The 16,173-nt window shown below is 53.6% G+C and carries 6 protein-coding genes and 3 tRNA genes; 8 read left to right on the top strand and 1 reads right to left on the bottom strand.

The window, feature by feature from the left end; translation table 11 throughout:
* Nucleotides 1–529: 529 nt before the first annotated feature.
* The 5 genes from EBAPG3_RS10905 (at nucleotide 530) to EBAPG3_RS10885 (ending at nucleotide 13,363) form a co-directional block, all read left to right on the top strand.
* Nucleotides 530–6,808: a laminin G domain-containing protein gene (locus EBAPG3_RS10905; RefSeq protein ID WP_004181254.1), complete on the top strand. Its 6,279-nt coding sequence runs from the start codon at nucleotides 530–532 to the stop codon at nucleotides 6,806–6,808.
* Nucleotides 6,809–6,939: 131 nt separating this feature from the next.
* Nucleotides 6,940–7,509, top strand: a complete 570-nt coding sequence (locus EBAPG3_RS10900) for a hypothetical protein (RefSeq protein WP_004181255.1) — start codon at nucleotides 6,940–6,942, stop codon at nucleotides 7,507–7,509.
* Between the two features lie 56 nt (nucleotides 7,510–7,565).
* Nucleotides 7,566–9,917, top strand: coding sequence for a hypothetical protein (locus tag EBAPG3_RS10895; RefSeq protein ID WP_004181257.1), 2,352 nt, complete (start codon nucleotides 7,566–7,568; stop codon nucleotides 9,915–9,917).
* 117 nt (nucleotides 9,918–10,034) lie between these two features.
* Nucleotides 10,035–11,702 carry an asparagine synthase gene (locus tag EBAPG3_RS10890; protein WP_161493797.1) on the top strand — a complete coding sequence of 556 codons (1,668 nt, stop codon included), beginning with the start codon at nucleotides 10,035–10,037 and terminating at the stop codon, nucleotides 11,700–11,702.
* Between the two features lie 158 nt (nucleotides 11,703–11,860).
* Nucleotides 11,861–13,363 carry a glycosyltransferase family 4 protein gene (locus tag EBAPG3_RS10885; protein ID WP_161493796.1) on the top strand — a complete coding sequence of 501 codons (1,503 nt, stop codon included), beginning with the start codon at nucleotides 11,861–11,863 and terminating at the stop codon, nucleotides 13,361–13,363.
* Nucleotides 13,364–13,641: 278 nt separating this feature from the next.
* On the opposite strand, the gene EBAPG3_RS10880 is transcribed toward EBAPG3_RS10885, so the two are convergent.
* A tRNA-Val gene (locus EBAPG3_RS10880) sits at nucleotides 13,642–13,716 on the bottom strand.
* 260 nt (nucleotides 13,717–13,976) lie between these two features.
* On the opposite strand from EBAPG3_RS10880, the gene gltX reads away from it, so the two are divergent.
* The 3 genes from gltX (at nucleotide 13,977) to EBAPG3_RS10860 (ending at nucleotide 15,672) form a co-directional block, all read left to right on the top strand.
* Entirely contained in the window at nucleotides 13,977–15,368 is a 1,392-nt protein-coding gene (gene gltX, locus EBAPG3_RS10870; protein ID WP_004181262.1) for a glutamate--tRNA ligase, read from the top strand.
* Nucleotides 15,369–15,472: 104 nt separating this feature from the next.
* A tRNA-Ala gene (locus tag EBAPG3_RS10865) sits at nucleotides 15,473–15,548 on the top strand.
* Between the two features lie 48 nt (nucleotides 15,549–15,596).
* Nucleotides 15,597–15,672, top strand: a tRNA-Glu gene (locus tag EBAPG3_RS10860).
* Nucleotides 15,673–16,173 lie beyond the last annotated feature (501 nt).

Here is a 16,173-nt window from a genome sequence, read left to right as displayed (position 1 = left end):
AACTCCCAGGCTGCATTGGGCTTAGTTATCGTGCTGGAGACGAGTCGATCCTGTTATTCACGCATTCGACAAGTGTTTGAAGCTCGCCCGCCGTTGATTCCAACCATTCAAGCTCATCCTTACCTGTAACATCTTACAGCTATTCAAGTGTTTCACTTCACTGTCTAATAGCGACGTTTTCAGTAGGCAATAAGAGAAGGAATAATGAGAAAGGGTCATGCTGCCAGCCCTTCAACTCATTTTCCATTTAGTTTCCATCGTCATGAAAATTGATCTCGACCGTATTGGACAAGTTGCCACGCAACATTAATCTTGATCACGCCTTAAACACTGCATTTTTTCGGGGATAGGTTCAGGCGTGCTCATCACCATCTTTATCGCAGTCTCGCTGGAAGCCTTAGCAATTATTCACAGCACGGTTTAACTGATCGCCTGCATTCGTCGAATCCACGCAGGTACAAGAAGGAACCCGTGGCGACTGAATAGAGTTGCCTTCATGAACATCAACCCGTTTTCTTGGGATAGATATATGCCAATAAAATATTCAAGGACCATCGCGCATTCCGGCACCGTCATTGCTTTTTCCATAGTTGTTGAGGCCGATCTGGCGCCGCAAATGGTGTATTCGGTGCATGTCATGGAGAATGACAACGTCGATTCCGACTCGTCCTGGAGTGAACCAAGAAATCTGCAATTTCCAAAAGAAATTTGTACGCTGGGCAGGGGACTGCTGGTTGTCAAAATGAGTGAGGCAGCGCCGATGAGCGATGCCGGTTTTGATGTGATGTCAGATGCGGAATTTATTTATGTATTCCGGCCGTCGACCAATCAGACGATTTATTGCGACAAATTTGTGCTCGATCAGACGACGGGCAAGCTGACCAATGCGGTGCAGGTGCGCTATCGCCGCAGCCGCAAAGCTTATCTACCCATGGATAGGCGCGACAGCTTCGGCGCGAGGGATATGAACGAGGTGTTCTTCGTCGAGCCGACGACGGAACTGGATTTTGCCGACGGGGTGGTGCCGGGGCGGTTTTGCGTGACTTTACTGCCTACGGAATTGGCGGGTATCAGCAAGTGGCAGATGCTTTGCCAGAATGCCCAAACCGGGAAGCTGGACAGCTATTCCATTGCACGCAGCCAGAATGGCGGCTTTGATCTGGGAGACAGCCTGGACCCGGACAGCGGCGCGATTATTCCGAATGCCAGTTTTGAGCTGGTCGATGCGAATGGTGCCGCGTTGTCACTGGAATCGGGCCCGGCGATCTGCCGCTACGATCAGCAAGAATGGCAGTTGGACGAATACGGAAAAATCAATTTACAAAAACGCGAAGTGCGCGTGATGGTCGCGCTGGCTGTTGGCAGTGCCAGGCAGATTGCCTATCTGGATTTTGGCCTGGGTAAGGATGGAATGCTGGCGCAGGTCGGCAATAAACTAACGGTTGCCGATAAGGCGGTATTGCAGGGGGCATTGAATTTTTGTCCTGAAATTGCCGCCCAGGTTGATCTGCCGTCCATCGCAACAGGCCCGACCATGACATTTGAGACTTGGCTGCTGCCGTCGAAAAACCCGGAGGGTGCCTGCATCATCGCTGCCAGTGCCGCGAGCGAGGCGGTGTTGTTTACTCTTGGGCTGGATGGCGGCATACCGTATTTTATTGGCCCGGACGGGCATACCGTCGCTGGCACAGATGCAATCAGTAATCATGACTGGACGCATGTGGCGGCGGTGTGGGATGCGAGCTGCACCTTGTATATCAACGGCCAGGCATACACCACAGATAATGGGGTCGAGGGCGAGAATGCCGAAGCACCGGCAAGCGGATATCGTCTCGGTGGTGAACAGGGTTTTACCGGTGATTTGGCGGCGGTACGTTTGTGGAACAGCGTCCGCAGCCAGGAGCAAATCTGGGCGGGCATGAATACCATCATCACCGATCAAGATCCGGACTGGCCGCATCTGCTTGGGGCTTGGCAAATGAACGAGCCTAACGATGCACGCCGCTTCACCACGGTGCCGAATCAATCCCAGGCCGGAGCAGCGAATGATGGCGTGCTAGCTGGGGCACGCTGGGTCGCCAGCCGGGTGCCAAGCACCAACACCGGTGTGGCGTTGGCGATAGACCCGCGTGGCCTGACGTTTTTAAGCGGCATGCTGGCTTACGCCGCCACCGATGCGACGCCAAGTATTGATGAAGGAGCGGACTCGCTGTTGCACCTTTATTACGCGGAAAAGGGCAGTCAGCAAGCTTGCGCCGCGCATTTTTGCCCTGTCGTCACGCGTGCGAGTTATCTGGTGCCGTGGATCGCTGCCGATGCGAGCACGCCAGAGAATTCAGAATCAGGACAACTCAGCTTTGTGGCGCGCATGGCTGGCACCGCGATGAACAATAAGAATACCAAACAGGTCTGGATCAAGATCGTCAAAAAACCCAAGCAAAAGTGCCAAGTCACGTTGAGCAGTTACACCGGCTACACCGAAGTCTGGCCGGGTGTACCGCAAGCCGTCGATGAGTTTGTCCAGGTCATCAACGGACAGGCCGCGCAGTTAAGCAATGACCCTGCAGAAATCGATGAAGATCAATTGATGTATGACTACACCAAGGTGACGATTACGCCCGGGTACGGTCAGAGCGGTCCGGCACCTGCCGCTGGCACGGGCTCATCAATCTTCGTGGTGTTCATTGATGCCGAACCAGCCAATGGCATGGCGGCCTTAGTGCAGGAGACCAGTGATACGGCCCCACCGGCACGCGGCAGGATAGGCGCGGGCGGGCGCTGGTTGCCGTACGCGCCTTTATTGGGTCTGGATATGCAAGACCTGGGGCAATACATAGAGATCATCAGCCCCAATGAGATGGTGGATTATCAGGGAAGTTTGCTGTTAGACCGCGATATGACGATAGAGGCATGGCTGAATCCTCTTAGCAATGAGATGGATAATGTGCACACCGTATTTGTGTTCAACAAAAATGGAAAAACCAAGGAACAGACGGTACGCTATATTTTAGGGCTGAATGATGGTCGTCCATTCGCTGGCAAAGGCGAGGTGATCAATGTCGCAAGTGAGAAAGTGCCGCTCGATCAGGGCTGGAGCCATCTTGCCGCTTCGTATCGAACATCCTTCGGTCTGCAGCTGGGGGGTAGCCGTTACCTGAATGCCGGTTCCGACGAAAGTTTAAACACCGCCGAAGCCGTCACCGTAGAAGCCTGGGTCAGGCTCGATGCGCTGGGCGCAGAGCAAGTCGTCATCGCCAAGACTGGCACTGGCACCGACAGCAGCTGGTCGCTTGCCATAGACAGCAAAGGCAAGCTGGTGTTTCGCGTCAATCAATCGACAGAAACCGGCACCTATGAGCGTGCCGTCACCTCCAGATCGGCACTCAGCATAGGCAGTTGGACCCATGTCGCCGGTGTCTATGATGTCGCCTTCGAACGTCAAGTGGCGATTGCCTTTGATCAAAAATCTTATGTGAAGATTCCGCAAGTCGGAACTCCACCCAAGACCGGCGTCAGCGTGATGATGTGGCTCAAACGCACGCAAAACAGTTCGAATACCGAAGAGGTGATGTTCTCCTCCACCGACGCCGCCGCCAGCCTGGTGTTTACCCTGAGTTTGTACAAGGGCGTGCCGCAATTTACCGTGTATGTTGACGATGGCACCTACAGCATCAAGGACAGCGCCACTTTGCGCCGTGACGATTGGGTGCACATCGCCGGCACCTATGACCCCGTGCGTGGCATTGCCTTGATTATTGATGGCGTGCCGATACTACCTATGACCGGAGTTGCTGAACGCGTCGGTAGCCGCCGAACCCTGACATCGACGGGTGTGTCATTGCTTGGCCTGCAAGCTGCCAAAGCGGCACAGGGAGAGGCAGAAGCCGCCTATTCGGTCGGCGGTATTGCTGCCCAGCTCAGCTTTATCGGCACCATGAATGAAGTCAGCCTGTGGGATCGCGGCCTGAGCCTGAATGAAGTCAGGCAAAAGATTTTGCAGCCTCTGGCATCCAATGAGCGTGGCCTGGCTGGCTATTGGAAATTCAACGATCTGTTTGGCAACACCGTCATGGATCTGGCTGGCACGGCCAATGGCAGCCTGGTGACCGGGAATTTCATTCGCATCGACAAGGGAGCATTCGCGCACAAGCTATTTATCAACGGTAGCATGGAAGCCTTCGAAAGAGTGGTGGACCCGATCGCCATTTCCAATTCCAGCCTGACCATGGGTTCGAGTGTCTTTACCAAATACCTGCAAGGTGCGGTGTCGGAATCACGCCTCTGGAAAGTTGGCCGGATGAACTGGCAAATCGATTATTTCAGGACTGAACCACTGGAGCCGAATGCTAAGGGCTTGCTAGCCAACTGGCCCTTTCGTACCGGCAAAGGCGGCACGGTGTTTGATGACAAGAGCAACAATAATGCCTTGATACGAGACGGGCGCGTCGATCTGACGGACGAAATCATGGATGCGATGTGGATACAAACCGCCTTTAAATCGGGCTGGAGTTTTTTCATCAATGGGGATCCCATCAACAGCATGCCCGGTGCCTTGCCATCCGGCGACTATGGCAGCGAACAAGCCAACCTGGGGGCATTTTCCTTGCGCGGCTCGATTTCGCGCTTCTTCACCGGCCAGATCAGCCAGACCCGTATCTGGAGCACGCAAAGAACCGGTGCACAAATTCGCGGCGCCATGTTCACCCTGTTGAGCGGGAAAGAGCCCGGCATGGCGGCATTTTGGGCAATTAATAATGGCTCCGGCCAATACATCACAGATTATTCAGGCTGGGGCAATACCGGCATCGCCAATGATGATGCGGTCTGGTTGATCTCGACTGCGCCAGCCGGTCTGGAAGAACCGGCATTGCAAAGCACACCGGGCGATATCGCCAAACCAGAAAACCTGAAAACGGCCTTCGCGCCCACGGTGGGTCGCTATGGCCAAACCCAGGTTGATGCGCGTGGCAATCTATATGCCAGCCTGTTGCAGACGCTGGCTATCGTTGACCAGCTTGATGCCAGCATGGTGCTGTTTGCCGATTTCAGGATAGGCAATCTGATTCTGCAATACATAGGCCAGGCCCAGGTCGAGCCAACATTGATTGGTTATATCGAAGGGGCGCCGCCACTCCCGGCTGAAAACATGAAACTGTTCCCGGGCGATCCGTTGTCTTATGTGGGTGCCTCCAGCGTGCTGATCGATGAAACCGATATCAAGACCTACTCGTATACCGCTTCGCGTGACCGCAGCACGGTAATGGATATGAATGTGCGTTACGGTTTTGCGGTTGAAGGAGAAACCAGTGCGGGGATCGGTGTGCAACAGCAAATTTTGGCCTATGGTTTCAATGCCGGACTGGCACTGCAGACTGACAGCAGTGTCGGCATTCTGGGTGAAGGGCTGGCAAGTGAAGAGCTAACGGTGACGGCACGCAAGTTTCTGGAATCACGCGGCGAGTGGAAGCCGAATGTGTATCAGATCGATGCCGGTGTCGGCGATATCCATTATCCCAATAATGTCGGCTATGCGCTGGTGCGCTCCGGCACCGCCGATCTGTTTGCCATGCGCATAGAAGGGACAGGCACTCTGGTGGGTTACACCTCGCGCCCGAATCCTGACATACCGGAAGACATGAATATCATCATGTTCAAGCTGAATGACCAGTATGTGAAAAATGGCACGCTGGATGGCTGGATAGGCTTCCAGCCAGACAAGAGCTACCCGAATTTGCAAGTGGGCGACCAGGCCAGTTATTTCAAACCACTGGAAGCCTATGCGATGAAAGCATCCATCGAGCGGGAACAAAAGCAAAGAGAATCACGCTTTGAAAATTTCGATGCCGAGGCGCTGGGGCAAAGAGCCAACATACTTTCGCCACGGGGTACCGACATTGCCGATAGTAGCCAGAGCCTGGTGAATGCGTTGATCGGCCTCAGGCAAAAGGCTGCCTTGTCGGTCAAGGAATGGCGCGCGCAAATGGCACGCAGAAGTATGGTGAATACCTATGTCTGGACCGCACTTGGCGGTTTGTATGCCGAGCAGCAACAGTTCATGGCATTAAGAGAAGAATCGAGTGGCGGCACTTTCTCCATCTCGACCAAGGCCGGTTTCTATACCGAAGCGACGCTGAGCGTCGGTCCCACCTTCAGTCTGGATGCAATGTTTGGCACCAGCATCACCACGCAATCCATGAAAACCGATCACGACTCGGCAATGTTCACGCTGGAAATTGATTTGCCTGGAGACCAGCGGTATATCGGACTGATAGAAGAAGATCCGGATGAAGATTATCGCTACACCAACAAACCCTCGCCGGGCAAGGTTCAAGGCTATCGATTCATGAGTTTTTACCGCTCGCCGTCCAAACAAAATTTCGAGAAATTCAGTGAAGTGATTGATCAGAACTGGTTGTACGGACAGGGCGAATACGCTGGCAAATACGATCCCGATGCACTGGCATTGCGCTCTGCCTTGCACAATCCGAACGAGGTGTGGCGGGTACTTTATCGCGTCACCTATGTCAACCGTACTCCACCCAGCGTCCAGGACAAAGGGCAGACCATTGCCGCCAATGTGCAGCTGCCGGACGAAGACAGCGTGCTGTCGAATGCGGTCATGATTGCCGAATTGCCGACTGACCTGAATGCACAAAACCCCATGGCGAGAGTGAGTATTGAAGCGGATGAATTATTGGCGCGGCTCAGTAAAAACCCGGTATGGGGCGCCGATTTGTTGAAGAAAAAAGCCGAATACAAAGAGGACATCATGCGCTATATGCGTTCTTACTATCGTATTCCTTCATAAACTTTATCAGCCGGAAGTATCAGAAATTGTGAGTGCGGTGGCTTCGCTGAAGTGTGCAGCAAGAAGCGAGCTGCCGCATTGACATCAGGGCGTCAATCTTAACGAAATCCATTATCAGAAAGGTGAAGACCATGACAGATCAGACTATGGAAATTGATTTAAGCAGCGGATCACGTGAGCAAATCCGGGAGCGCTTGCGCGACTGGCTCAATGTTGATGCCCCCATCAGCGACGCGGCGCTGATGGCCGTCATGAATCATCGTGGTTATGCAACAAAACTTGGTGCCATGCGTAATCATGCGAATGCGGTAATGCATTTGCTCGATCACCCGCCAGCCATACCTGCTCACCTTTTGCCAAGCGCACCGACCCACAGCAGCCGCGAACTGATGGCAAAAGCGGGTGGCTCGCTGGTGCGGTGGATGCGTGACGGGGCCAGGCAAGTGGATAGCGAAACCCGTGATCGCCGCTGGCAAGCCTGCATGTCTTGTCCGCAACTGGCGGACCCGCCGCAAAACCTGGCGTACGCGGCTGCCAGCCTGATTTCAGCAGAAAAAAAGATCTGCAGATTGTGCGGATGCAATGTCCGCGCGAAAGGACGTTTTCCTCATGAAACATGCCCCAGTGAGGATACAGATCGTCCTGGATATTCCCGCTGGGGTGAACTTCTTGACATCGACGCACATAAATCCGGGATGTAAGTAGGAAGTAGGACAGTAGCATATTTATTAAAGTATTCAAACAGAGGAGAAATAACATGGCAGTGGGATATTGCGGTGATGGCTTTTGTATTCCCGAGAAAAAGAATATCGATGTGACTTGTCACGATCTGGGCAAAGAAGCTGGAAAATGGATCATGTACCAGGTAAACGGCAAAACCTGTTATTGCGTTTGCAGTTGCCTTGGTAACGGCACATTGGTGACGCTGGCGAATGGCACTGAACTGAAGGTGGAAGACATAATCGAGCGCAAAACAGAGGTCAAGGCCGCTGGCAAGGATTTGAAGTTTATTTCCAAGAAAGTAGAAACTCTGGTCGGCACCAATCGGGGTGAAACCAAAAATACAATCTATCTCAAATACCGTAAGCGTGACGGCACGATGGTGGAGCGAGTGGTAACCATGGATCATCCTTTTCTATTGGCCGACAAAAAACTGGTTGGTGCCGGCGCGCTGCAGCTCAAGGACAGGCTGATCGATGAACAAGGTAACCCGATCACGATAGAAACGATAAGGTGGGGTTCTTACATAGGGCAATTTTGGGAATTTGCCACCAGCGTGGAAAAACCCAATGCCAATCTGGATGGTCATCTTGTCATTACCGAAGGTGTGGTAACGGGTGACTATGCCGTCTCTGTGTATGAAAACTATCCAACCGATGCCATTGAGGCAGAGAGCAAAGGGGATGAAGACCGGCCGGTGGTTGGCTCCAGCGATTGGCTGGAGCGCAATGTCAGCGAGCATAACGAGCTGGATGCGGCGATAGAAATGGAGCATGGTATATTTATTCCAGCCGCTGCCTTTGAGGTCGCCATTCCTGTGCATGCAAGTGCCTTTTTGCCAGAAATTCAGGCAGCAATACTAGGCTGGTGGGCGCCAAAAGAACCGACCTCGAATCAATATCTGCTCGATATGTGTGAATATCTGATCGAGTTTGTATTTGAGCCGCATTACCCTGACATCAAGTTCAACTTCAACTGGTATGACGATACGGTGAATTCGTATTCCTGGGTTGATACCGTGACTGGTCAACAGAATGTGTACCTGTCGGGCGGGTTGGCGCGCATCAAAGGCTTTGTCATAGAAGGCGTGTCCATGGTATTGGCGCACGAAGTTGGGCATCTGCTGGGCAAACCAAAACTGGATGGCGGTGTGACTTGCGAAGGGCAGGCTGATTGGTTTGCCGCATCGGTTGCCTTGCGCACGATCTGGTTTGGCGAAGAATATTTTGAACGCCTGCCGAAAGCCATCGATCAGTTGGAATTGTTGTATTCCTATCTGAAATTGGCAAAGAAATCGGATGCCACGCTGGATATTACCCCAGCGCCGGAAGATCTTGCAGGCCAGCCTTACCCAAGCAATCGCTGCCGCATCAATACCTATGAAACCGCCATGACTTCGCCGACCGCGCCGAAATGCTCGCAGTGCTATCCAGTAGAGGCTGAGGAAGAGGATGAAGATCAGGAAGACGATCTGCAACTATCCACCGGAGATGCCAAATCAGCAGGTGCGCGTGATCGTCAACGCAGGAAAAAGGCGCTCCCAAGTGCGGGTGATGAAACCGATTTGCTGGCGAAGATCAGTGGTGCGCGCGATCGCCAGCGCCGTAAAAAACGCAGTCTGGCTGATGAAGAGAATCTTGACATTGCTGATGGTTCAGATCAGTTTGAAGAGCGTGATGAGGAAGATGAAGCGCCGGAGCCAAGTGCAAAAATATCCGGTGCGCGTGATCGCCAGCGTCGCAAGAAAATGCGTCTGAGCGATGTTGAGGAAGCCGAATTGCTGGCGAAGATCAGCGGTGCGCGCGATCGCCAACGACGTAAAAAACGCAGTCTGGCTGATGAAGACGATTTCGACATCGCTGATGGTTCAGATCAGTTTGAAGAGGGCGATGAGGAAGATGAAGCGCTGGAGCCGAATGCAAAAATATCCGGTGCGCGCGATCGCCAGCGTCGCAAGAAGATGCGCCTGAGTGATGTTGCGGAAGCTGAATTGCTGGCGAAGATCAGCGGTGCGCGCGATCGCCAGCGTCGTAAAAAACGCAGTCTGGCTGATGAAGAGAATCTCTACATCGCTGATGGTTCAGATCAGTTTGAAGAGGGCGACGAGGAAGATGAAGCGCTGGAGCCGAATGCAAAAATATCCGGTGCGCGTGATCGCCAGCGTCGCAAGAAAATGCGTCTGAGCGATGTTGCGGAAGCCGAATTGCTGGCGAAGATCAGTGGTGCGCGCGATCGCCAACGTCGTAAAAAGCGCAGTCTGGTTAATGAGGATGATGGCGGACCTTCCTTGCTGACTGCCTTGATTCATGAACTGATGGAACTTGTCGGGCAAGACTATCTGGCAAAAATCGGCGGTGCACGCGACCGGCAAGCGAAGAAAAAGAAATGAGTGCCCTGTACTTGTAGTGTAGTCATATCGTTTAGACCCGCCTGGTGACAGACTGCTCCCAGGCGGGCACGATGGTTTTAGCCGTGGATGCTGCGGCAGGCAAGAATACAAATGCAAATGGCAATGCACTTGGCCCGCATCATTCCACCAGCACGCTCAAATTTTCATCTGGCGGCGATTGAAGCTCGCCAGAAAAAAATCCTTCATGAGGTCGGTATGCTGAGTTTGGAAATCAAGGCGTCTTCCCTGAAACGACCATGGCGCATGTCTGCAACTGAAATGCGTTGCGGGCAAAGCTGGATCCGTTCTCTGCAACATCCCATGCTGGAGTCTTACACTTTGCGCTGTCCCCAGGCTAGTGCAATGATCGTTCGTGAGCGCGGTGCAGAAGCACCGGCCAACCAAGTCCTTGATGCTGCGAATTTTTACAGGGCGGTGCTTGCCGCGCGTGCATGGCCTTTACAAACCACCATTCTGGTCATCGATCATCAGGCAGGCGCGATGTCGTTACGACAAGGTGCATGGGGCACCGCACCGATCTATCTGATGGAGTCAGCGCATACCCTGCGTGGACACTGGGATCCGCTGGAATTTTATCCCTATCTAGACTGCCTTGATCTGGGGCGAGCATCGCGTTTCTTGCATTCCTTCGATATGCCTTATTCGCGCCGTACCTTATTTTTTGAATTGCAGATGCTCACTGCGCTCAGTTGTGCGCTGTGGAATGGCAACACCGGGCTCAGAATCAGCTACCCCAATCCAGCATCCGTGGCCGGTGTGAGAACCTTGTGTGCAGATGCCAGACCTGCCGAGGCGGCGCTCAAGATATTGGAGGGGGCGGTGAAACGCTGGATACATGCCGATATACAATATGGGTCGGAACTTAGCGGTGGGCTGGATTCAAGCCTGGTGTCCATTCTTTGCCGCCAGTACCAGCCAGGTTTATCGACCTTTGGCATTCATCTGGACGCACCAGGGCAGCAGCAGCGCCGCCAGTCACTGATCGAGCGCTTCGGCTTTCATGACGCCAGCGTTGACCTGAACGCGCATCTGCCATTGGCCGCAGATTCTCCGCGTTGGCATGCAGCGACGATGGTTCCCTGGGGGGAAATCTATGATGAAGGCGTCAACGCAATGCTGGCCACGGCCGCCAGGCAAGGTGTGCAAGCCATGTTTACCGGGTTTGGTGGTGATGAGCTATGCCCGCTTTATGCCTTTGAAGACCCGGCACCGCCCGAATTGGCGGTGCTGGAACCTGCCTCTGCCACGCCTAGCGCGCCGGATTTTCTGACGCGACGCGCCATGCGGGCTATGCGATCGACGCTGTCCGATGCTGCACCACGGGCCATGATCGACGCATCTTCGCTGGAGTCAGCCGCTTTTGGCTCGGCGATTTATCTGCGCCACGGCATCTGGCCCATCCATCCCTTGTGCACGCCTGAACTGAATCGCTTTTGTGGCGCGCTGCCATGGTCATGGCGGGTGGGTCGCACGATAGAAAGAGCCATGTTGCGCCAACTTGATTGCCCGTCGGAAGTGGTGGAAAGTCGCACCGTCGATAGCTTTCAGAGTTCCTTGTCATCCGGCTTGCGGCACAGCGCGGGGCAGCAATTGTGCGAACTGTTTGATCAACCGCTATTGGCGGAACTGGATCTGGTCGATCCGCGCCAGCTTAGAAATCGCTTCCTTGACTGGTGTGAGAATGGCACGGACGACGAGGCACTGCCGTTTTACAGCGCCGCCAGCCTGGAAATGAGCTTGCGCAGCATCGGGGCACGAGCATGAATGGCATGGCGCGGGTAGGTTTATACTTGGATATCAGCGATCCGGAACCAGATGCCGATGGTGTGTTTGGACGCGATATAGCAGTCGAAGGTTTTTGTGATGCGCTATTGCGGTATTCCAGACCCGGAGATTTACACTTTTTTCAAAACAGCCCGGTCTTGCAAAGACGCACCGGTAGCCTGCGGCGCTTTGAACAGCTGGCCGCGCCGGATGTGCATCCGATTTTGAGTGAAATGCGTGCACTGCGCGATCATTTTGCTGCGCACCCATTTTCTGTCTGGCATGATCTGGATGGAAATCTGCAAAGTGCCAATGATCTGCGCCAGCGTTATTCCACGCGCCTATACCCGATTACCGCGACACCACATGTATTTAGTTATGCCGGTCTGAATCACAATTGGATACTCAGGATGCTATTGCAGGGTGGCGAAACTTGCGATGCGATGATCTGCCCGACCGCGTCCGCAAAGCAGGTTTTTTCCAATCTGATTACCAGTGTTGCTGAAGACTTGTCGCGTTCGCATGGACTCAAGCTGAGATTCGTGCCGCGCCTGGCAACTATTCCCTTGGGGGTGGATAGCAAGATATTTAAACCCAGACCAAAAACGGCCTTGCGCGAACAACTCAATTTACCAGTGGATGCCGTGATTATTCTGTGGGTTGGACGCTTGTCGCCGCTGGATAAAGCCGATCTGCTGCCCTTGGTACAAGTGTTTTCCCGTTTGCAGCGTGGTATTGACAGGCAGCCGCTCTACCTTGTCATTGGTGGCTCAGGCCACAAATTTGTCAGCCAGACGCTGAAGGCGTATGCGACAGAACTGGGGGTGGCGGAGCGGGTCTTGCTGTGCCCCATTCCTGCGCATACACGCCAGTTGTATCACGCTGCTGCCGATATTTTTGTTTCGCCGATAGATAGCATCCAGGAGACCTTTGGGATTACGCCAATAGAAGCCATGTCCTGTGGTGTGCCGCAAGTGGTCTCCGACTGGAACGGCTATCGCGATACGGTGGTGCATGACGTCACGGGTTTTCGCGTGCCAACCTGGAGTGCCTCCTGCGACGAGGATATCAGCCGCTCCGCTGGCATCTACGATGCTTACGATATGTATGATCATCTCTTGAGCGGGCAACGCGTGGTGGTCGACCCGGACGCGCTGCAATTTCGTCTGCAGTCACTGATTGATTCTACCGATTTACGCCGATGCCTGGGCGCAGCTTCGCGGGCGCAGGCAGTCGCCAATTACGACTGGCAAGTCGTGGTCAGACAACATGAAGCCTTATGGGACGAGCTTGCGGACATCGCCAACAACACGGCCTGGCAAGCCAAACCAAAGAAAGACTACAACCTGATGTTGATTTCCCAGGTATTTTCTCACTACCCAACAGAAAATCTGGATCAGCATACCAAGATTGCGCTGAGTGAATTAGGCGTCCAGGTTTGCCATGGCGAAGCGCAACTGCCTGCATACCACAGCGCACTCGGGGTACTGTTAATACCATTACTGCACGCAGCCTTGATGCAACTCAGTCGCACATCCAGTTCGCTAGGCATGATGGCTGCCAGCTTAAGTGCGAAATTCCACGTTTCTCAAGATCAAGCCAACAGGCACATTCTGTGGTTGATGAAAATGGGGATCGTCAGGCGAGTGCCTCAGTTCTAGCATTGTTTTAAATTCCAACGCAGTTCTTCAAAGAATTCAGGCTATGCTCAAGTGGGAACACCTAGGGCGTATGTTTTTAAGACTGAGGGTGTAAGCAATTTGGTGTGAACAGTCAATTGCTTCTGGTGATCCGACTGTGGACGTAGCGGTCATCTCGCAGCCTCTTATGTTTTATGCTTCCCGCAAGGTCAGTCCTGGAGCATGCAACTGGTGTGCAGGAAAGATCCAGAAAGACTGTAGTTTCTATGCTTTTGTTCGGATTTTTCTGGATTATATTTTGGTGGGCGGTACTGGGATCGAACCAGTGGCTTCCACCGTGTGAAGGTGGCACTCTACCGCTGAGTTAACCGCCCGCTGAGTTTGATCCTATTAATTCATGGATAACCGCTCGGGGAGGCGCAATTAGAGCATGAATCCTCGCTTCTGGTCAACGCGCGGAAGCGTGCGATCGAGCGGGTCAGGCCATGGTTTGGATAAAACATGGATTCCGCTTTCGCGGGAAAGACAATGCTCCTGCCAGGAGCCGGCCCGGTGATATCCCAGGTAAGTCACGATTGCCTCGGTATTTCGCGTAAAATAGCGCTCTTTTTCAATCGCCAGGAATCGGCATCCCATGATCCGCACCCGTTTCGCCCCCAGCCCCACCGGCTATCTTCATATCGGCGGCGCGCGTACTGCGCTGTTTTCCTGGGCTTATGCCCGCCGACATGGCGGCAAATTTATTTTGCGGATCGAGGATACCGATCTTGAGCGCTCCACGGCGCAATCCACGCAGGCGATACTCGACGGGATGGCCTGGCTGGGGCTGGATTACGATGAGGGGCCGTTTTATCAGATGCAGCGGCTGTCGCGCTACCAAGAGGTGGCGGAACAGTTGCTACGGTCGGGGAACGCGTATCATTGCTACGCCAGCAAGGAAGAGTTGGATGCAATGCGCGAGCAGCAGCGCGCGGCGGGACTGAAGCCCCGGTACGATGGGCGCTGGCGCGATTCGAAGCAAGCGCCGCCCGACGGGGTGAAGCCAGTGGTGCGCTTGAAAAATCCGCTGGATGGCGCGGTTACATTCCGTGATCTGGTCAAGGGGGAAATTACTGTCGCCAACAGCGAGCTGGACGATCTGGTGCTGCTGCGCGCTGACGGGGTGCCGACTTATAACTTTGGCGTGATGATCGATGATCTGGATATGAACATCACCCATGTGATTCGCGGCGATGATCACGTCAATAACACGCCGCGCCAGATCAACATTCTTAAGGCATTGGGGGCACCGCTGCCGCAATACGCGCATGTGCCGATGATACTGGGATCGGACGGCGAGCGGCTTTCCAAGCGACACGGCGCGGTGTCGGTGGTGCAGTACCGGGACGATGGCTATTTGCCTGAAGCACTGGTGAATTATCTCGCGCGTCTCGGCTGGTCGCATGGCGACGAGGAAATATTCAGCCGCGAGCAGCTGGTCGAATGGTTTGATCTGGCGTCGATCAATTGCTCGCCGGCGAAGTTTAACCCGGAGAAGCTGCAATGGCTCAACCAGCAGTATCTCAAAACCGCCGATGATGCGCGCCTGGCGAAACTCGTCATGCCCTTTCTTGAAACGGATGGCTGCAATGTTGACGTGGGTCCCGACCTGCCGAAGGTGACGAACCTTCTCAAGGAACGTGTCAGCACCGTGGCGGAGCTGGCTGATGCAGCCGTATATTTTTACCGTTTTCTGGAGCCTGCCGAGGAACTCAAAACGCAGCATTTCACCGTTGAGGCAAAACCGGCGCTGGTTGATCTGATGGAGCGGCTTGCCATTATCGAATGGGATAGCCATGCCATCCAGGATACAATCAAGGCTGCCGCCACGGCGCATGGCATGAAGATGCCCAAAGTGGCCATGCCGCTGCGGGTGATGGTGACGGGAGAAGCGCAGACACCCTCCATAAACGCAGTGCTGGAATTGCTCGGCAGGGAAGAAACCCTTAAGCGCATGCACGAGCGGCTCGGCTGCTTCCCTGCCTGAGGCAATTCATTGTCGACCCGTTTTTCCTGCACCCGCTTTACATTGACTGGGGCAGGGTGGCTCAGTATAATTCGCCTTCGTTTTGTCGGGTATTGGCAGGTATTGGGGGTATAGCTCAGCTGGGAGAGCGCTTGCATGGCATGCAAGAGGTCAGCGGTTCGATCCCGCTTACCTCCACCAGATTCCGGCAATGATGCAGTTGTCGCAATCGATTCAAAAAGTCCTTTAGTCCCCATCGTCTAGAGGCCTAGGACATCACCCTTTCACGGTGAGTACGGGGGTTCGAATCCCCCTGGGGACGCCACCAAATCACCTGTTCGTAGCTTGATTTTGTAATGAATACAATAAGCTAGATCAGGATGATTGAGCGTAATACGTTCAACAAGACCGCGCATCAGGTCTTTGAGTGCATCATTGTGGTCAAGGTTCGGTAAATTATTGACCATTGCTGACAGCATTGCCTTTGCGTTCATTCCTTTATTTCCTGCATTGCCTTTGATTGCCGCCGCACTCCTTCAAGCGTCCATAGCTGATCATTCAGCGAATCCCGGCGATCTGCAAATTCTTCTATTTTTTAATAAGCGACTCGGTTGCCGTTGTTTCGGAAAGCTGATCGGATAATTTGCTTATCTTCATATCAAGTTCTTTTATTTCGCTTGGGATTTCCTGTCCTTCGACATCGTTATCTGTTAATTCTCCCGATTTCTCGTACTTTCAGTCATGATTTGATGAATATCGGCGATTGGAGATCTCTGGCGACGTGCGCAAGTACCTGAGAGAAGCGGCCCCAAGGAATTTGAATAAA

It is taken from the genome of Nitrosospira lacus (genome assembly GCF_000355765.4).
In the GTDB taxonomy this organism is placed as follows: domain Bacteria; phylum Pseudomonadota; class Gammaproteobacteria; order Burkholderiales; family Nitrosomonadaceae; genus Nitrosospira; species Nitrosospira lacus.
The sequence above is the reverse complement of the archived record's forward strand: the minus strand, read 5'-3'. Positions and strand labels throughout refer to the sequence as shown.